The sequence below is a fragment of the Stappia sp. ABD4_338 genome (genome assembly GCF_056312175.1).
This window is the reverse complement of the sequence record NZ_CM149982.1, coordinates 450,955-468,835: the sequence shown is the minus strand read 5'-3', so window position 1 is coordinate 468,835 and position 17,881 is coordinate 450,955. Positions and strand designations below refer to the sequence as shown.

The 17,881-nt window shown below is 65.5% G+C and carries 17 protein-coding genes; 2 read left to right on the top strand and 15 right to left on the bottom strand.

The window, feature by feature from the left end; genetic code table 11:
- The first annotated feature begins 82 nt into the window (after positions 1–82).
- Together ACYX4S_RS02025 and ACYX4S_RS02020 are read left to right on the top strand one after the other, a co-directional pair.
- The gene (locus tag ACYX4S_RS02025; protein WP_476361699.1) at positions 83–385 is read left to right on the top strand and encodes a GNAT family N-acetyltransferase; all 303 of its coding nucleotides are present in this window, start codon (positions 83–85) and stop codon (positions 383–385) included.
- Positions 386–662: 277 nt separating this feature from the next.
- Positions 663–1,322: an AprI/Inh family metalloprotease inhibitor gene (locus ACYX4S_RS02020; protein ID WP_476361698.1), complete on the top strand. Its 660-nt coding sequence runs from the start codon at positions 663–665 to the stop codon at positions 1,320–1,322.
- Positions 1,323–1,332: 10 nt separating this feature from the next.
- On the opposite strand, the gene ACYX4S_RS02015 is transcribed toward ACYX4S_RS02020, so the two are convergent.
- From ACYX4S_RS02015 to ACYX4S_RS01945, 15 genes are all read right to left on the bottom strand, one after another.
- Positions 1,333–2,406: a helix-turn-helix domain-containing protein gene (locus ACYX4S_RS02015; protein ID WP_476361697.1), complete on the bottom strand. Its 1,074-nt coding sequence runs from the start codon at positions 2,404–2,406 to the stop codon at positions 1,333–1,335.
- Between the two features lie 105 nt (positions 2,407–2,511).
- The gene (locus tag ACYX4S_RS02010; protein WP_476361696.1) at positions 2,512–3,219 is read right to left on the bottom strand and encodes an MOSC domain-containing protein; all 708 of its coding nucleotides are present in this window, start codon (positions 3,217–3,219) and stop codon (positions 2,512–2,514) included.
- Positions 3,220–3,268: 49 nt separating this feature from the next.
- Positions 3,269–4,192 (bottom strand): glycosyltransferase domain-containing protein, encoded by a 924-nt coding sequence (locus ACYX4S_RS02005; RefSeq protein ID WP_476361695.1) that lies wholly within the window; start codon positions 4,190–4,192, stop codon positions 3,269–3,271.
- An 84-nt stretch (positions 4,193–4,276) separates the two neighbouring features.
- Positions 4,277–5,029 carry a DUF1028 domain-containing protein gene (locus tag ACYX4S_RS02000; RefSeq protein WP_476361694.1) on the bottom strand — a complete coding sequence of 251 codons (753 nt, stop codon included), beginning with the start codon at positions 5,027–5,029 and terminating at the stop codon, positions 4,277–4,279.
- A 27-nt stretch (positions 5,030–5,056) separates the two neighbouring features.
- The gene (locus ACYX4S_RS01995; RefSeq protein WP_476361693.1) at positions 5,057–6,844 is read right to left on the bottom strand and encodes a gamma-glutamyltransferase family protein; all 1,788 of its coding nucleotides are present in this window, start codon (positions 6,842–6,844) and stop codon (positions 5,057–5,059) included.
- A 51-nt stretch (positions 6,845–6,895) separates the two neighbouring features.
- Entirely contained in the window at positions 6,896–7,753 is an 858-nt protein-coding gene (locus ACYX4S_RS01990) for an ABC transporter permease (RefSeq protein WP_476362803.1), read from the bottom strand.
- Positions 7,754–7,782: 29 nt separating this feature from the next.
- The gene (locus tag ACYX4S_RS01985; RefSeq protein ID WP_422069723.1) at positions 7,783–8,730 is read right to left on the bottom strand and encodes an ABC transporter permease; all 948 of its coding nucleotides are present in this window, start codon (positions 8,728–8,730) and stop codon (positions 7,783–7,785) included.
- A gap of 43 nt (positions 8,731–8,773) precedes the next feature.
- Positions 8,774–9,574: a glycosyltransferase family 25 protein gene (locus ACYX4S_RS01980; protein ID WP_476361692.1), complete on the bottom strand. Its 801-nt coding sequence runs from the start codon at positions 9,572–9,574 to the stop codon at positions 8,774–8,776.
- Between the two features lie 82 nt (positions 9,575–9,656).
- Positions 9,657–11,171, bottom strand: coding sequence for an ABC transporter substrate-binding protein (locus ACYX4S_RS01975; protein WP_476361691.1), 1,515 nt, complete (start codon positions 11,169–11,171; stop codon positions 9,657–9,659).
- Between the two features lie 2 nt (positions 11,172–11,173).
- Complete coding sequence (locus ACYX4S_RS01970) at positions 11,174–12,337, bottom strand: ABC transporter ATP-binding protein (RefSeq protein WP_476361690.1); 1,164 nt, start codon at positions 12,335–12,337, stop codon at positions 11,174–11,176.
- A complete protein-coding gene (locus ACYX4S_RS01965; protein WP_293718024.1) occupies positions 12,334–13,335 on the bottom strand; it encodes an ABC transporter ATP-binding protein in 1,002 nt (333 codons plus the stop codon). Before ACYX4S_RS01965 ends, ACYX4S_RS01970 begins: the two co-directional genes overlap by 4 nt.
- Positions 13,325–14,041, bottom strand: coding sequence for a FadR/GntR family transcriptional regulator (locus ACYX4S_RS01960; protein ID WP_476361689.1), 717 nt, complete (start codon positions 14,039–14,041; stop codon positions 13,325–13,327). The genes ACYX4S_RS01965 and ACYX4S_RS01960 overlap by 11 nt, the downstream gene beginning before the upstream one ends.
- Positions 14,042–14,317: 276 nt before the next feature.
- A complete protein-coding gene (locus tag ACYX4S_RS01955; RefSeq protein ID WP_476361688.1) occupies positions 14,318–16,318 on the bottom strand; it encodes a putative bifunctional diguanylate cyclase/phosphodiesterase in 2,001 nt (666 codons plus the stop codon).
- 4 nt (positions 16,319–16,322) lie between these two features.
- Positions 16,323–16,820, bottom strand: a complete 498-nt coding sequence (locus ACYX4S_RS01950; protein WP_476361687.1) for a putative pterin-binding protein — start codon at positions 16,818–16,820, stop codon at positions 16,323–16,325.
- A gap of 189 nt (positions 16,821–17,009) precedes the next feature.
- On the bottom strand, positions 17,010–17,789 hold the full coding sequence (locus tag ACYX4S_RS01945; protein WP_476361686.1) for an FkbM family methyltransferase: 780 nt from the start codon (positions 17,787–17,789) through the stop codon (positions 17,010–17,012).
- Between the last annotated feature and the right edge of the window lie 92 nt (positions 17,790–17,881).

The following is a 17,881-nucleotide window of genomic DNA, read 5'->3' as shown; positions in this document are numbered from 1 at the left end:
TGAAGTGCGGATTGTTTTAAACGTCAAACGCTCCAAATGTCGGTGACCGGCCGTCAGGAGACGGCAGCGACAGGAGGGTTTCATGAGCGCAGCCGACATCACCATCACCCGTGAGGCCAGCGAAACGCGCGGTCGCTACATTGCGCGGGTCACAGGCCATGACGAGACGGGCGAGCTGACGTTCTCGATCACCAGCGCGACGCTGGTGATCGCCGATCATACCGGCGTGCCGGATGTTTTTCGCGGCATGGGGGTGGGGCTTGCACTTGTCGAGCGCCTTGTGGCCGACGCGCGTGAACAGGGCTTCAAGATCATGCCGCTCTGTCCCTTCGTGAATGCCCAGCGCAAGCGGCATCCGGAATGGGCGGACGTGTTCTCCGTGTAGGAAGCACAAGACAAAAGGGGAGCGGGTCGCTCGGGCCCCGCCCCCGTTTCCTGCCGAATACCGGCGAAAGCCTGTTTTCACGCGCATGTTCCGACGGATGGCGGACCAGCCGGCATCCCGGCGGTTTCTTTCCCAGCGTCCATGATTCTGCACCTTGCGTCCGCGGATTGCGCGTCGACCTTGCCGCCTCCTCCGCTTTTGCGGAGGAACAATGCAGTCCTTGCGTGGAGGCAATCACGTCCGCCTCCTCCCCTCCTGCAAAAAAGAGCGACAAGAGATGACCGCCCGAGCGTCCCGCCCCACCTCCTTGCGCAATCGTGCCCTTCTACTGCCGGCACTCACCGCCACGGCCCTGATGCTTGGCGCCTGTCAGTCGGGAACAGGCACGACCTCGCCCGGCGCCCGCCCACCCATGGCCCCCATGTATCCGGCCAATTCCCTCGGCAATCGCTACGGCCCCCGCTTCAACGCCAAGCCGTTCAAACACGAAACGACGCTCTCCTCCTCCTCCAGGTCATGGGTCGACGCGAACGGCACCCGGCACACGAAGTCGTCGCGGACAAGCGCCTCCGTCTCCGTCGATCCGAACGCAGTGGGCAACACCGTGGCCATGCTGCTCGGCGCGGCCAACAGCAATCATCGCGCCCCCATGCGTCGGATCTCGACCGCCGAGGTCGCCGGGAACTGGAGGGTGGAGGTCGATGGAAAGCAATGCCGCATGACGCTGCGCCCACCAGTGGGCGGAGCGTCCGGCTTCGCGTCGGCTTTCGGCTGCTTCAACACCGAACTGCAGAACATCCGCAAGTGGTCGCTGCGCGGCGACGAGGTCTATCTGACCGGCATGTTCGACAAGCGCATCGCCATCCTGGACCTGACCGGCCCCGATCGCATGGACGGCGACACGGAAAACGCGGCTCCCGTGATCGCCTGGCGTTGACGCATCGCGCTCAGACGCTGAGCGTGCGGATCCAGTTCTCATATCGACGATCAACGAACCGGGCCATGTCCGGTTCGATGAGACGTGCCTGATTGGGGTTTGCGCGCATGTCGCGCGCCGTCGTGCCGAACCGGTTCCGAAAGGCACGCGAGAACGCACTGTCGTTGCTGAACCCGCAAGCTTCGGCAATCGACGAGATCGGGCGCAGGGCAAAGCGCTGATCGACGACCATCCGCATCGCGAGCCGCAACCGGCGTTCGCGGATATAGGCCTGCACGCCACCGAAGGGCTCGAACATCTCGTAGAGCCGCGTCCGCGAGACCCCCGACAGGCGCGCGACACGGGCCGGTGTCAGGTTCGGATCCGCAAGATTTTCCTCGATGCGCTGCCTTGCACGCACCAGAAGCGCGAACGCGATCCCCCGCTCCCCCGCCCCCGGCTCAGGTTCGCTGCCATTGAGACATGCTGTCACAAGTGCCGCCGTCGAGGCGCTTGCCTCCCCCGCCTGGGCGAGCGTCATGTCTCCGGCCACCGCCTTGAGCGTCTTCATGTGATCGAAGAGAAGCCGGGCCATCGGATTCTCGTCATGCGGCAGGATCTGGAGATGACGGTCGGCAGCGGATTTCAGATGCGGCTCTATCAATCCGCGCGGCAACAGCAGCGACAGGTTGGCCATGTCGCTGGAAACCGACCGCATGTCCTGCGCCAGGTCGAAGACAATAAGTCCGTTCTGGGCAAAGACCCTGTCCTGTCCGCGATGACGAAAGGACATGGACCCTTTCTCGTAGATCTGGATCATGAAGTGATCCATGCCGTCGCGGGCGATGATCTCGGGCGTCCGCGCCCAGGACTGCGCCTGCGTGCGCGTGTGGGCAAGGGCCATGTCACCCAGGATGTAGGCTTCAATCTCCCCGAGGAACCCGGTCTCCCGCTCCTCGCGCTCCGCCTCCACCTCGAACAGGCAGTTGATGCTGTCACGCCACAGGGCAAAGCGATCCCGCGGCGCGACCCCCTCGAGCGAGAACCGGCTGCAGGGAACCCGCCTGCCCGTCTCGCCCGTTCCCGGTTGTGTAATCTGCCCCATCTCCAGCCTCGCTCCTCCTCGCGGCCAACTGCGGGAGCATTGGACAGGACAATGGTAAAAATCAATAGTTTCCAACACACGCGCACCGACCGGTGCGAAGGCGTATCACGCGCCGGGACCCGAGAGTCGCGCCCTTGTATCCTCGGCGTAGGACGCATCCGACTTCTTCACGAATGACGCCCGCCAGCTCTGCGACAAGGGGGTAAGGCCTGCGATCTCCGCTGCAAGGCGCGGGTCGATACGCGGATCGAACCGCGCGGCGATGATACGTGCCAGCGGCCAGTCGGGAAGCGGCCTTTCCTGGATCGCGATCTCGTCGCCGGCCGCGACGCTTCCCGGCTCCAGAACCCTGTAGTACCAGCCGGTGCGCCCGCTCTTCTGCATCGCGCCCGCCATTGCCGCGATGCCGGTATGGGCGGCAAGCTTCCAGCACGGCTGCCGCCCCTGGCATATCTCGACAAGGGCACGGCCCAGCCGGAACCGGTCGCCCAGGCACACGCTCTCCTCGTCGAGGCCGTCCGCGACAATGTTCTCGCCAAAACCTCCGGGCCGAAGAACATCTTCATGATCGGGGAAGCGCTCCCGCCACCAGGCATAGTGGGCCGCGGGATAGTGATGAACAGCCTTTTCCGGGCCGCCGTGAACCTTGCGGTCGGCCTGCTCGTCGGCGGAAAACCCCTCATAACCGAGGGCCAGGGCCTCCGGGACCGGCTCCTTCGCGATTGCCGAGGGCGGCTTGCCCTCCCACCGCTCGCGCGCACGGCCAACGTGAAGCGCGAGAACCGAAGTGGCGGCAGGCAGCATGTCGGACATTTTCAGTGAACTCCTCTTGGCGGTTCCGGGCGCGTCATCCAGGGTCCGCCTATAGCCACCACATCGCGAGCGCGACAAGCACCAGTAGGGGCAACAAGCGGAAGACCACCATCCGGGTCACGTCTTCAAGGGGATAGGCGGGACGGTCGAAAAGCCACGTCGGCCGGCTCTCGACCAGGTTGGCGACATATCCGGTCCTGTCTTCCAGGCGCACCGGCAAGCGCGGCAGGCGGAACGGCAGCATGCCGAGAATGATCCCGGATGACAGGCGGTTCTCGGCCGGAAAGTGAAAGAAAAAGGGCTTTCCACCCGTTCGACGGTTCACCAGGTGCGAACCGTCGTAACGATAAAGCACCCGTTCCAGCCCCACCTGACAGGCCGAACTGGCGAAAAGCGCCTGATCGTGGTCGAGCGCGGCTCGGGACGGGTCTTCCAGATACCACTTGTTGAACAGCGTCTGGTCACAATCGACACCGCTGTCGAAATCGAGCCCCTCGAGCATGTCCGCGATGACGCCGGCGCGCCCCGCATAGGCCCCGGAGTTGAGGAAGCGGTACATGCCGCCACGCCCGTGACGCTTCGGATAGCGCCGCGACGCCGCGAAACGCCCGGGAAGTTTCCACGTGAAGCCCGGTTCCGTGGAAATCACGACCGGCGCCCGAAAACGCGCTATTTCCGCCGCCAGCTCTGCCGGATCCCGGATCAGGACCACATCGTAGCCGTCCGTGTAGACGACACTCTCGCGAGGATCGAGTGTCCGCAGGTGCGCCGCGAGAAGCTGCATGGCCCGGGCGTGTCCGGGATAGGGCGACCCCGTCCAGACGATGTCCGGCTCGATGCCGTAGCGGGCAAGCGAGGCACGATAGCGCTGCAGTCCCGGCCCGTCATCGGATGCAAGGGTGACGAAGCGCGGAACATCGGCCTTGTCCAGCGCACGCGCCTCAACCGTCCCTTCAACCGATCCGTTCTTCATCAGCTTCCCCGCATGGCCGAACGGCAGAAGCTAGTCTGATCGAGCGGAAAGAGGAAGCGCCGTCAGCCAATTTTTGACCTAGCGTCATCTGGGCGGCGACGCGTGGGAAGCGGAGGCACGTCCTTCCGCCTTGCGGCGGTCCTCCAGCTCGGCGATACGCAGATCGATGACGCTCCGGTCGAGCATTCCCGACACATTGTCCGAGGTCGGCAGGGTTTCCGCCACGTGGAGATAGCGCTCGCCCGCGACGGCAAGCAGGCGTCGCAATTCGGCAAGCGGATCCGCATGATCGTCGGTACGAATGTCGATCCACGGATAGGCCTCGCCGCGATGGATCCTGAGCGCCGCTGATTGCCGGCCTCGCTTGTCCCCGCCGGCTCGCTCACCGGCCTCCATCGCCGCGAGCAACCGCTCGGCGAAGGGCATCCCCTCACCCGCCTCGTAGGCTGCAAGCGTTTCGCGTACGACCTGCGGCCCGGCCAGCATGTTCCCGGCGACGGAGACGCCCTCGCCCTGGACGTGCCCCGCCCAGTCGACGCATTTTTCCCCCGTGAAGGCCGCGATTCCGCCCCGGGCATCCATGACGTGAAGCTGGCGCGAATGGGCGCCCGCATCGCGACCGGTCACGGCATCCACCACCTCGCGGGCGCTGGCGCCGCGCTTCAGCATCTCCAGCCCGTCGGTGCCGTAGAGCGGCGAGATGAACGCCTGCGTGGCAATCGCACCGATACCGCCGGCCATATGCGGCACCACCGCCCCGACGGCGAAGAAGCGACTTGCGACCGCGACCCCGAACTGGCCGGTTTCGCGATCACGCGCAACGATGGAATAGGTCATTCCGCCTCCCTGACAGACTGCTCCGGCTCAGCGACCGATGGCATAGGCCTGCATGAGGCGCGGCGTCGCCGCCGCCCGCAACAGGCCGTCCGCGCCGTGCCGCGCCGCCGTCAGCCGCCCGATGGACCATTCCGGCGCCACCTCGACCGAGTGACCGCGCCGGCGCAGCTCCTCGATCACACCGTCGCCGAAGCTTTCCTCGACCATGATGTGGCCGGGCTGGCGCTGGCGCGGATAGAAGGACGCGGGGAAATGCGTCGTATGGAAGAGCGGCTGGTCGATGGCTTCCTGCAGATTGGCCTCCGAGTGGACGAGGCGCAGGAAAAGCGAGAGCTGCCACTGGTCCTGCTGATCGCCACCTGGCGTCCCGAAGGCAAGCTCCGCCCTCCCGTCGCGCAACGCGATGGACGGTGTGAGCGTGGTGCGCGGGCGCTTGCCCGGCGCAAGCGAGGTCGGCAATCCCTCGTCGAGCAGAAACATCTGCGCACGCGAGTTGAGGCAGAACCCGAGCTCGGGAATGATCGGCGAGGACTGCAGCCAGCCGCCCGACGGCGTCGCCGAGACCATGTTGCCCCAACGGTCGATCACATCGATGTGGACCGTGTCGCCGCGCTTTTCCGACAGATGCGCCATGGTCGGCTCGTAGACGCCGGTCTCTGACACCCCGAGCCCGTCGATGATCTTCATCATCCGCGCCACCTGCTCCTCGTGTCCGGGTACCATTCCGGGGCGCAGGTCGAAAGACGCGGTGGAGCCCATCAGCTTGCGCCGTTTGTCGTTGTAGTCGCGCGACAGCAGGGTCTCGAGCGGCACGTCCACGAAGGCGGGGTCGCCGTAATAGACCTCGCGATCGGCGTAGGCGAGCTTCATCGCCTCGGCGACCAGATGCACGAAGTCCGCTCCCACCGGATCCACGTGCTCGATGCCGGACCCGTCAAGCAGGGCGAGCGCCTGAAGCAGTACGGGCCCCTGGCCCCAGGGGCCGGTCTTGGCGACCGTCCAGCCGTGGTAGTCACCCAGAAGCGGGGCCTCGACGGTGGCCGAGTAGGAGGCGAGATCCTGCGCCGAGAGAACGCCCTTGTGGCGCTCCCCGCTTCCGTCGACGACCTCGGTCCGTTCCACGAAACTGGCGATCGCCTCCGCGATGAAGCCCCGATAGAAACAGTCGCGCGCGGCCTCGATCTGCGCCTCGCGGCCCGACTTCGTCTCCGCTTCGTCAAGCAGGCGCTCCCAGGTGTCCGCAAGCACCGGATTGCGGAAAAGGGCATGGGGCGCGGGCGCCTCGCCTCCGGGCAGCCAGGTCGCGTGCGACGTGGGCCACTCCTTCTCGAAGAAGGGCGCAAGCCCGGCGATCGTCGCCGAAACGCGCGGCAGCATCGGATGCCCCTCGCGGGCGTAGTGGATCGCGGGTGCCAGAACCTCACGCAACGGCAGGCGACCGTGGTCCCGCAGCATCAGCATCCAGCCGTCGAAGGCACCCGGGATGACGGTGGAGAGCATTCCGTCGCCGGGAATGAGCGACAGGCCCTCGGCCTTGTAGCGCTCGATCGTTGCGCCCGCCGGCGCCGGCCCTTGGCCGCAAACCACCTCGACGCGGTCCGTGGCGGAACTGTAGTGGATCACCGGAAGATCGCCTCCGGGGCCGTTCAGGTGCGGCTCGACCACCTGCAGGACGAACCCGGTCGCCGCCGCCGCATCATAGGCGTTGCCGCCCTTTTCCAGGATGCTCATGCCGACGGCACTGGCAATCCAGTGGGTCGAGGTAACGACGCCGAAGGTTCCGAGGATCTCCGGGCGGGTGGTGAAGCGGGTCATCCGTATTCCCTTGCAAGCTAGTGTTCTGGAGAGATATGGCGGCGCGGGGCGTCAGCCCTCGCGCGGGTCGAGCGCGTCGCGCAGGCCGTCTCCCAGAAGGTTGAAGCCGAGCACGACGAGAAAGATCGCCGCCCCCGGCCACCAGGACATCCACGGAGCCTGGGTCATGAAGTTCTTGGCCGTATTGAGCATGGAGCCCCAGCTCGGGTCCGGCGGCTGCTGGCCGAGCCCGAGGAACGACAGGCTCGCCTCCGCGATGATCGCGGTGGCGACCGTCAGTGTCGCCTGAACGAGAACCGGCGCGAAAACATTGGGCAGAATGTAGCGGGTGATGATCGCCGCGTCGCGCAGGCCGATGGCGCGCGCACCCTCCACGTAGTCCTCGGTCTTCACCGAGAGCACCTGCCCGCGCGTCAGACGCACGAAGATCGGCGTCGCCGACAGGCCGATCGCGATCATGGCGTTCGTCAGGCTCGGGCCCAGAAAGGCGGCAAGCGCGATGGCGAGGATGAGAAAGGGCGTGGCCAGAAGCGCATCGGTCACGCGCGAGATCACCTGGTCGACCCAGCCGCCGAAATAGCCGGACACGAGCCCGAACGGCACACCGATGGCGACCGCGATCACGACCGAAACGACGCCGGCCAGCAGCGAGGCCTGCGCCCCCCAGATCATGCGCGAAAGGATGTCGCGTCCGATCTCGTCGGTGCCGAGCCAATGGGCCAGCGACGGCGCCTTGCGCACCGCGGACCAGCTTGTCGCGGCCGGATCGGCGATGGGCAGAACCGGCGCCAGAATGGCGACCGCCACGAAGAAGAGAACCAGCGCGAAACCGAACAGCGCGCTCTTGTTGCGCTTCAGCTTCTTCCAGGCACGGCTTTCGCCGCGCGCCGGCAGGACGTCCGGATCCATCTCCGGGACGGCCGAGGGGCTTGCCGCACTCATAGGGCACTCCTCATGCGCGGATTGAGCAGGAAATAAAGCAGGTCGGCAATGAGGTTCATCAGCAGGAACCCGGCCGCCGTGCACAGGACCACGCCCTGCACCACCGCATAGTCCCGGGTAAACACCGCATCCACGATCAGCTTGCCGAAGCCGGGAATTGTGAAGATCTGCTCCGTCAGGACGGCACCGGCCAGAAGCTCGCCGAACAGCAGCGCGCCTAGGGTCACGATGGGCAGAAGCGCATTGCGAAAGGCGTGCTTGACCACCACGACGCCTTCGTCGAGCCCCTTGGCGCGCGCGGTGCGCACATAGTCAGCCTTCAAAACACCGAGCATCGCCGAACGGGTGTGACGCATCAGTGTCGCGGCGAGCGCCGTGCCAAGAACGAAGGCCGGCATGATCATCGTCTCGAGCGATCTTACCGGATCGACGAATATGGACTCATACCCCGAGGCGGGCAGCCAGCCCAGCTCGACCGAAACCAGCAGGATCAGCATGATCCCGAGCCAGAAATTGGGAATGGACAGGCCCGACAGCGCCACGAAATTGGCGATGTAGTCGACCGGACCACCCTTCTTGACCGCTGACAGGATGCCCGCGGGAATGCCGATAAGCATGGCAACCAGCATCGCCATCACCGCCAGCTGGATGGTGACGGGCAACTTGTCGGCGATGAGTTGCGTCACCGGCTGGTTCGTGCGCAGAGACACGCCGAGGTCACCGGTCAGCACGCCCCCCATCCAGTAGCCGTACTGGACGATGATCGGATCGTTGAGCCGGTACTTCTCGCGGATGAACTCGATCACCTGCGGATCGCGCTCCTCGCCCGCCAGCACCAGCGCCGGATCTCCGGGCAGGAGCTTTTGCAGGGTGAACACGAACACCGACACGATCAGCAGCGTCGGAATGGCCACCAGCAGACGCCGGCCGATGAAGGTGAGCATCACGCGGCTCCCGTGACGGAGAAGAAGGGATTGGGCGTTCGGGTCATTGGAAGTTCACAACCACGGTTCGACGGCGACCGGTCAGTTCCGCCAGTTTGTGGAGAAGGTCGCGCCGCATCTGGGCGAGATCGGCAAGAGCCTCTACGTGACGCGCACGACGCGGCAGGTCCTTGCACTCGCGCCCCTCGATGAACCCGGAAGGGTCGAACCGCGACACGGGGTCAGCGTGCTTGTGTTCCTGGACGAAAGGCGCGGGAAGCATCTGGAAGATCCTGAGGCTGCGGCAAAGCGCCGACCGCTCGACGAACAACATCTCGTCGACCGCGTCGCGAAATCGCTCCGTCGCCTTGAGCAGTCGCTGTGCCGTATGCCGCGTGACGAGATAGGCCGCCGCGCAATAGTGCGAGGAATGAAGGCGCGCCACCTCGAAGGTTTCCCCGCATCCGGATGCCTTGACCGAGAGGCGAAGCGGCTTCAGGTCCGTCTCGAGCTTGACCAGATCCGCCTCGGCCGGGATCCAGTCGTCCCGCCGAAAGATCTCGCCCGCGAAGCGGCCCGGCACGACATCATCCTCGAGCACGACCGCGTGAGGCATCTCGCGTTCGACGATCAGCCTCCAGCACTTGCGATGACTGAGAAAGCAGGCGACCTCACCTTCTGTCATCCAGCCCCAGTGGCCGATGCCCTCCACATGGCGCTCGATCTCCGCCCGCGACAGCGCCCGCGCGTCCACACCCGCGACGCGCTCGAAGGCGAGCCCCCGGGCGTCGAGACGCTCCTTGATGCGCGCAAGCCGCTCCGGTGCACGGTCAAGGTTGATGAGCAGGATCGGCAAGCGTGTCATGGCAACCCGTTTCGAACGAGGCACATGCCTCGGCGGTCTGGCTTGCGGGTCCCGGCCGGACCGGACCCCGCAAGCCCTGGTGTCACTGGTCCGAGAAGCGGACGTTCTCGAGACGGATCATGCCGTCCGGATAGGGAACGAAGCCCTCGATCTTGTTGTCGAGCGCCCAGATCCACGTCACATGGTAGAGGTAGATGATCGGCAGGTCCTTGGCGAGGATCTCGGTCGCCGCGTCATAGCTTGCCTTGCGCGTCGCCAGATCGTTGCTCGTGCGGGCCTTGTCGAGCAGCTTGTCGACCTCCGGGTTGGAGTACTTGCCGTCGTTGAGGCCGCCCTTCGTCGTCAGGAAGCCGTGGATGTTGCCATCCGGATCGATACGGCCCGACCAGCCCACCTGGCTCATTTCGAAGTTGCCCGAAGACTGGTCGGCGAGCAGGCTCGCGAACTCGGTCGACTTCAGCTTGACGTTGATGCCGGCTTCGGCAGCCATGGCCTGGACCACCTGCATCATCTGCATCTGGACCGGGTTGTTGGCCACCTGAACCTCGACGTCGAAGCTCTCGACGCCCGCTTCCTTCATGAGTTCCTTGGCCTTCGCAACGTCGCGCGCCGGGATCGGCACGTTCTTGTCATACCACGGGCTCGTCGGCGGGAACGGCTGGTTGCCCGGCGCGAACACGCCCTCGAAGACGACCTGGTTGATCGCGTCGCGGTCGAGCGTCAGCTCGAAAGCCTGGCGCAGCTTGGCCTGCTGGCCGATCGGCGTGTCGGCGCGCTCACCGTTGCCCACGTTCACCGTGATGCCCTGGTAACCGAGCGAAACCGCATCCGCATAGGTCAGCTCGGAATCGGACTTCACCGAGGCCGCGTCCGTCGCCGCCAGGCGCTCCAGCATGTCGAGATCGCCCGCGCGCAGGTTTGCAAGACGCACGGTCGTATCCGGAATCGGCAGGAAGGTGACCTTGTCGAAGTGGATCTTGTCCGCGTTCCAGTAGTCGGCGAACCGCTCCAGCACGATGCGATCCTGCTGCACGCGCTCGACGAACTTGAACGGACCCGAGCAGACCGGATTGGAGGCGAAGTCGGCACCGGCTTCCGCCGCCGCCTTGGGCGAAACCATCATGCCCGCGCGGTCGGCAAGCTGGGCAAGCAGCGTCGCGTCGGGCTGGGAGAGCGTGATCTTCACCTGCAGGGGACCGGTGACCTCGACACTCTCGATCGATTTCACCTCGCTCTTGCGGCGGCTCTCGGGAAGGGTCTTCGAGCGCTCCAGGTTCGCCTTGACCGCCTCGGCGTCGAAGGCCGTGCCGTCATGGAAGGTGACACCTTCGCGAAGGTCCATCGTCAGTTCCGTGCCGTCCTCTGACCAGGTCCAGGACGTGGCGAGCTGCGGGATGATCTCCAGGCCCGGCGTGATGTCGACGAGCTTGTCGCACAGCGAGGTGTAGACGATACGGCCGACGAACGAACGGGACTGATCGGGATCGAGCATGTCCGGGTCGTCCTGCAGGCCGATGCGCAGATCGGCGGCGGCTGCCGGCAGCGCGACGAGTGCGCCGGCCCCCAGCAGAAGTGCGGCGTAGAGACTGTTTCGCATTTTCAAATCTCCTCTGGTGATGATGATTGTTTTCCGGACTTCGGGCTCTCCGCCCCCGACTTGGGAGCCGTGCTTCTGGCCCGGTAAAGCGCGAGACGGCGGCGGGCCGCGGGCGAGGGTTCCGGCTCGAGCGCCGCGGCATCGCTTTCCACGGACTGCCAGTGATGGCAGGCGACCTGCCGACCCGGCTCGACCTCGCTCAACACGGGCCGCTCGGTGGCGCAGATCTCGCTGGCAAGCGGACAGCGCGTATGGAAACGGCAGCCCGCCGGGGGATTGAGGGGCGAGGGCACATCGCCTGTCAGCCGCGCCTCGGCCTTGCGCGCGCGCGGGCTCGGGATCGGGATCGCGCGCATGAGGACGCGCGTGTAAGGGTGCAAGGGGCGTGCATAGAGCTCGTCAGTCCCGGCAAGCTCGACCACCTCGCCGAGATACATCACCGCCACCCGGTCGCTCATGTGGCGGATCACGGCAAGGTCGTGTGCGATCAGCACCAGCGTCAGGTCGAACTCGTCCTTCAGGTCTTCCAGAAGATTGATGACCTGCGCCTGCACCGAGACATCGAGCGCGGAAACGGGCTCGTCGCCGATCAGGACCCTGGGACCCGACGCGAGCGCGCGGGCAATACCGATGCGCTGGCGCTGGCCGCCGGAAAACTCGTGCGGATAGCGCGAGGCATAGGCGGGACGGATGCCGACGCGTGCTAGCAGCTTTTGCACCTCGGCCCGCCGCTCACGTGCCGGCACTGTGCCATGCACCCGCATGGGTTCCTCGACAATGGCGCCCACCGTCATGCGCGGATTGAGCGAGGAAAACGGATCCTGGAAGACGAACTGCAGGTCACGGCGCAAGCGGCGCATCTCGGCCGCCGGAAGTCGGGCGATGTCACGTCCGCCGTAGAACACCTCGCCGGCGGTGGGGTCGATCAGGCGCAGCAGAAGACGAGCGAGCGTCGACTTGCCGCAACCGCTTTCGCCGACGACAGCCAGCGTCTCTCCCCGTCTCACCGACAGCGACACGCCATCGACGGCACGCACCACCGGCTGCTCGCCGAGCAGGGAGCCACCCATTTTGGAGCCTGCCCGAAAATGCTTGGCAAGACCACGGGCCTCCAGGACGACATCCGGCGTGTCGCCGGTGGCGGAAACGGTGTCGGTCACGCTCATGCGGCATCTCCGAAACGGCTTTCGAGCGGCGCGTAGCGGCAGGCGACCGAATGCCCCTCGGCAACACGCGTCAGGGCGGGAACCCCGGCGGCACATCCCTCGTCGGCGAAGGGGCAACGTGGCGCGAAACGGCACCCCGGCGGCATCGCATCGATCGCGGGGACCATGCCGGGAATCGTCGCCAGCCGGTCGGCGCGCTCGCCGAGCGAGGGCACCGAGCTGATCAGGCCAAGTGTGTAGGGATGCTGAGGATCGTCGAAAAGAGCGGACACCGGCCCGGCCTCGACGACACGCCCGGCGTACATGACCGCCACCTTGTCGGCGGTTTCCGCCACGACGCCGAGATCATGCGTGATCATGATGAGCGCGGTGCCGGTCTCTTCCTGCAGGTCGCCGATCAAGTCGAGGATCTGGGCCTGAATGGTGACATCGAGTGCAGTCGTCGGCTCGTCGGCGATCAGCAGGCGCGGATCGTTGGCAAGCGCCATGGCGATCATGACACGCTGGCGCATGCCGCCCGAGAGCTGGTGCGGATAGTCGTCGAGCCGCCGCGCCGCTGCCGGCACCTTCACCTTTTCCAGCATTTCCAGCGCCCGTGCCCGGGCCTGGGCCCGGCTGACGTTGCGATGGCGGCGGACACTTTCCGCGATCTGCTCTCCGATCGTGAAAACCGGATTGAGCGAGGTCATCGGCTCCTGAAAGATCATCGCCATCCGGTCACCACGCAACCGCGCACGCTCGCGCGGGGCAAGCGAGAACAGATCACGCCCCTCGAACAGCGCCTCGCCCGAGACGATCTCGCCCGGCGGCATCGGCAGCAGCCCCATCAGCGCGAGCGCGGTAACGGACTTGCCGCAGCCGCTCTCGCCGACGATGGCCAGTGTCTCGCCCGGGGACACGTCGAACGACACGCCGTCGACCACATTGGCGTCCATCCCGCGAAACCGCAGGGAAAGATCGTTCACCGCCAGAAGCGGCGCTGTCGCGTCAGCCGGCATCGGCGTGCCCCTCCGTCGTCTGCAACATCAACCGCTCCTGCAGGCTGAGCAGGTGCTTGCGCATCACGCGCTCTGCCACGACCGGATCCCTGCGCCCGATTGCGTCCACCAGCTCAGAATGCTGGGACACATAGAGCGACATGGATCCACGCGTGCGAAGCGCCTCACGAACATGACGCCAGGTGTCGTCCTGCCGGACCCGGTCCACCACATCGAACATGGCGAGCAGCAGCGTGTTGCCCGCCGCCGTCGCGATCGCGCGATGCAGCGCCCCGTCCCACAGCTCACGACTGTCCAGATCGTCGGCCGAGGCGACCTTTCGCGCGATCTCGTCCATGCGCGCGATCTCGGCGGCCGAGGCCCGGAGCGCGGCAAGGCGGGCGAGCGCCGGCTCCACCAGCAGGCGGACCTCCATCACTTCGAACATGTTGGTCATTTCGGGCAGGCGGGTGACGTCACCGGCGGAAGCTGCCCTTGTACCGGAAATGAAGGTACCGGCACCCTGTCGGCGCCAGACCCGCCCCTCCGCCTCCAACACGTCGAGCGCGCGGCGGACGGCGCGCCTGCCGACACCGATTTCCTCAACCAGTTCCCGCTCCGTGGGCAATTGGTCCCGTTCAGCGCGCTCCAGGTGATCGACGATCACCCTCAGCCGCTCCAGAGCAAGGCTTGAGTTTCGACCGGTTTGTGCCTCGTCTTCCGCCACCCGAACCCATCCGAACCTATTCCCTATTGGTTCCACTACTGACTCAGAGTGAGGGACGAGGCAAGACCGCAAGCGGCACGGTCGCAAAGATTCTTGCGAATGATCCGGGTTTGATGAAATTTTCAACCCAAAAACTGGGCAAACTGCCTATCAGTCGGGCAAATCCAGCCCAACAGCGAACCAATACCCTATTGGTCGCCCATCAGGGGGCGTGGATGGCACGGATGCGGAAGCCGGCGAAAGCGGCAAGCTGGAGGCTCACGAAGACAGGTCGCCTCACCCGTTGGCCTGGCGCATGGCTTGCTCGAAGTTCTCCGCCCGGCTCACCAGTTCCTCGATCGGCGACGCCGCACCGTAGAGAAATCCTTGCGCCACATGACAGCCGATGCCCTTGAGCATATCGACCTGCGCCCGCGTCTCCACGCCCTCCACCGTGACGGAGATGGACAGGCGCTCAGCCAGATTGACGATCGAGGCGATGATCGAAAGGCTGTGTTCGTCCGTGGTGATGGAATTGACGAAACTGCGATCGATCTTGAGTTCGTCCCAGTCGAAATCCCGCAGGTACGACAGGGCCGAATAGCCCGTTCCAAAATCGTCCAGCGCGATGCCGATCCCCAGCCGCTTCAGCCGGGCCAGCATGTTGCGCGCCCGATGCGTGTCGCGCATGACGACCGTTTCCGTCACCTCCAGCGTGAGGCGTCTTGGCGGCAGTCCCGTGCGGAAGAGGATTTCGCGCACCGTGTCGGCAAGATCGTCACGCGCCAACTGGGCAACCGACAGGTTGACCGACACCTTGCAACTGTCCGGCATGCGCTGGATCTCGCGACATGCGGCTTCCAGAATGCGCTCTCCGATTTCCACGATCCGGCCCGAGCTCTCGGCGATGGGAATGAACTCCGCCGGCGAGATCCACCCGAGTGTCGGATGCTGCCAGCGTGCAAGCGCTTCCAAGCCGACGATGCGGCCCGTCTGCATGTCGACCTGGGGCTGGAAGTGCGGAACGATCCTCGACCGGGCGAGACCATCGTCGAAGTCGGCCTCGATGCGGCGACGGCGGGTCGCATCGATACGCATGCTGTCGTCGTAGATCTGGACCTGGCCCTTGCCCGACGCCTTGGCGTGGCTGAGTGCCAGATCGGCATTCTGCAGCAGGTCAGCCCCCCGGCGCCCGTTGGGCCCGGCAAGCGCCAGGCCGATGGTCGCGTTCACCACCACGCTGCCTCCGGACACCGAATGTGCCTCGTGCAGCGCACGGCTCACCTCGTAAGCCCGCTCAAGCGCTTCCGCTTCACCGCCGTGAATGCGCAAGAGAACGGTAAACTCATCGCCGCCAAGCCGCGAGGCAACGTTCCCCTCCCCCCACTGGGCCGCCACCCAGCTCAGACGGCTCGCCACCGCCACAAGCAGGTCGTCGCCAGCGGCGTGACCGAGAATATCATTCACGGCCTTGAAGCCGTCGAGATCGAGCGCGAGCACGGCGACATCCTCCCCCGCGTCACGTCCCCGCTGGTGAAGGCGCGCGATTTCCGCCTGAAGCACAGTATGAAATGCCGACCTGTTGGGCAGCCGTGTCAGAGGATCGTGCCGGGCGACGAACTCGAACCGGCGCGCGGCACGTTCCGCATCCGTGCGGGCCCGGCGCAGCGACCACGCCTGCACCGTCATCATCAGCAGAAGACCCGCACCAAAGCCGATCAACAGCTGAAGCAGCAGGTTCTGGACTCTCTGGCGTTCGGACAGCTCGGCCCTAAACTCCGCAGCCTCGCTCAGGTTGGCAGACATGGCCTCGCCGCCAAGCCGGTCGATCGCCGTTGCCGCCACTCCAAGCGCCTTGTTGACCTGCTCGAAAGCCGCCGGATCGGGCAGCAGGTCGAGCATCGGCTCGACAGCGGTCACCGCCCGAGTGGCCTCGTCGAGCACCTTCTGGCGTCGGGGAGACGCCTTCACGAAAGCGCCGAAAGCCCCGCTTTGCATCATCTCGAGCCGACCGACCAGAATGTCGTAGAACAGATAGGCCGCGTCCCGGTCCTCGCTGTCACCGGTCACGACATAGCGCGCCATTCTCTCGCGCGCATTGGTCGCGTCGAGCCGGCTGTTGAGGCCGGTCAGCGCCATGTCGTAGCGCATGGAGCGACCAACGGCCTCGCCGCTCGTGATGACCGAATCCGCCTGTACCAGGATGACGAGCACCAGCACGCCCAGCAGGGCGAAGGCGACATATCTGAAATGATCGGCCACCCTGGCGAGGCGGCTCAGGACTTCGATGGCTCGCAAGGGCTTACTTCACGGTCAACCGGCGCAATTGCCAGATGGAACGGGAATAGTAGAGTTCGTTGCGAATATCGGGAAAACGGTCAAACGGATAGATGACGAAGAGCGGTCCCTTGTCACGGACGCCCATGTACTCGCCATTTGCCTTGAAAGCGAGAAGCACGCCAAAGGTTTCGAAGTCGGTGATCGGAATGTCGATCAGATAGTTGTTGAGCGCGGCGCCAACCACTGTGTCGCCCCTTGCGCCCACCGCCTCCATCAGGCGGGCCATCGGCACGCCCTCGAACAGCATCTCGTTGTCATGCCAGGGCGTCGTGGTCCGCAGCTCCACCAGCCCCAGAGCCTCGAGATCGGCAATCGTGAAATCACGCGGCGCATCGCCGTCGATGGCGCCGTCGACGGTCAGGACCACCGTCTCCGCAGGCAGCTTGGATGCCAGTGCCGGATGCGGCAGAACCGCCAGCAGCACTGCGGCAAGACCCAGGATGAGCTCGCGAAATCGCATGTTCATCGCTCCGTTTGCCCCTCTGGTGCCAACACCACGGGAATGTCCGCCGAACCGTCTCGCGAAAGACCTGCCATGGCCCGCACGGACCGGTTGCACATTTGACGATGGCACCAAATGGCGAACCATAGCTTAATGCCCCTGCCGCCCGCGCCCTCGTGGGCTCGGCAGCCAGCCGCCGAGGGCGCTTCAGTCCGTTCCGATCTTGCGGAAGCAGACCACGGGTCCCCGGGACGGACCGGCGTCATAGGCAAAGCCCCGCGCGCCAAGCAGAGCAAAGACCTCCGCGACCCCCTGCAGGCCGAACCGCTGGGGATGCAACTCGAGCACGACCCGCTCCACGCCGGCAGTGTCCAGATGGCGCAGAAGGTCAAGCTCCGCCCCCTCGATATCCGCGATGAGAACATTGATCCGGTTCTCGGCGAGGAATGCGGACGCATCCACCGCCGGCACGGAGACCGTCTCGGTAATGCCCGGTTGATCCTGGCCGATGCCCGAGCGCCAGAACTCGCGGTGCAGCGTGAAGGAAACCGATCCCCTCGCAAGCATATCCGGGTCACTTGCAAAGGCGGCGTTGAGCACCTTCGCTCCGACAATGTCATTGAGCGCATGGGTCCGCCGGATGTGGGGGATGAGCCGTGCATCCGCCTCCACCGCGGCGTAGAAGGCCGGCCCGACGCGGCGCATCACGCCGGCGGAAATGAAGCCGACACCCGCGCCAAGTTCCAGAACCCTGTCTTCGGGGCGCACGTAGTCACAGGAAATCGAGAGCTCCTCGGCCTCGTAGCGGCCAGCCTCGATCTCCTCGACGATGCGGTCATTGGCGACAATGCGGTCGAGACTGAGCTTCAGGCCACTCGTTCCGTGGGTAACGACCTCTCCCGCGACATCCGTGGGATCGTTGCCGAACTCCTCCGATCGCGCGGCAACCGCTTCGGACACCTGGTGCCCGCTCGCCTTGCTCGTCATCGCCCTCTCCCTGTCTCGCCGCAGCGCCGGGCGCTGCCCGGAACTGCGATGGCCACATGTTGTTGTTCAGCCGCGCCGAAACGCCCGGCTCG

Coding starts and splice junctions, on each gene's coding strand:
- ACYX4S_RS01950 (WP_476361687.1), bottom strand. CDS start 16,820: ATGCGATTTCGCGAGCTCATCCTGGGTCTTGCCGCAGTGCTGCTGGCG.
- ACYX4S_RS02000 (WP_476361694.1), bottom strand. CDS start 5,029: ATGACCTATTCCATCGTTGCGCGTGATCGCGAAACCGGCCAGTTCGGG.
- ACYX4S_RS02010 (WP_476361696.1), bottom strand. CDS start 3,219: ATGTCCGACATGCTGCCTGCCGCCACTTCGGTTCTCGCGCTTCACGTT.
- ACYX4S_RS02015 (WP_476361697.1), bottom strand. CDS start 2,406: ATGGGGCAGATTACACAACCGGGAACGGGCGAGACGGGCAGGCGGGTT.
- ACYX4S_RS02020 (WP_476361698.1), top strand. CDS start 663: ATGACCGCCCGAGCGTCCCGCCCCACCTCCTTGCGCAATCGTGCCCTT.
- ACYX4S_RS01965 (WP_293718024.1), bottom strand. CDS start 13,335: ATGCCGGCTGACGCGACAGCGCCGCTTCTGGCGGTGAACGATCTTTCC.
- ACYX4S_RS01945 (WP_476361686.1), bottom strand. CDS start 17,789: ATGACGAGCAAGGCGAGCGGGCACCAGGTGTCCGAAGCGGTTGCCGCG.
- ACYX4S_RS01980 (WP_476361692.1), bottom strand. CDS start 9,574: ATGACACGCTTGCCGATCCTGCTCATCAACCTTGACCGTGCACCGGAG.
- ACYX4S_RS01975 (WP_476361691.1), bottom strand. CDS start 11,171: ATGCGAAACAGTCTCTACGCCGCACTTCTGCTGGGGGCCGGCGCACTC.
- ACYX4S_RS02025 (WP_476361699.1), top strand. CDS start 83: ATGAGCGCAGCCGACATCACCATCACCCGTGAGGCCAGCGAAACGCGC.
- ACYX4S_RS01985 (WP_422069723.1), bottom strand. CDS start 8,730: ATGCTCACCTTCATCGGCCGGCGTCTGCTGGTGGCCATTCCGACGCTG.
- ACYX4S_RS01970 (WP_476361690.1), bottom strand. CDS start 12,337: ATGAGCGTGACCGACACCGTTTCCGCCACCGGCGACACGCCGGATGTC.
- ACYX4S_RS02005 (WP_476361695.1), bottom strand. CDS start 4,192: ATGAAGAACGGATCGGTTGAAGGGACGGTTGAGGCGCGTGCGCTGGAC.
- ACYX4S_RS01995 (WP_476361693.1), bottom strand. CDS start 6,844: ATGACCCGCTTCACCACCCGCCCGGAGATCCTCGGAACCTTCGGCGTC.
- ACYX4S_RS01990 (WP_476362803.1), bottom strand. CDS start 7,753: ATGGATCCGGACGTCCTGCCGGCGCGCGGCGAAAGCCGTGCCTGGAAG.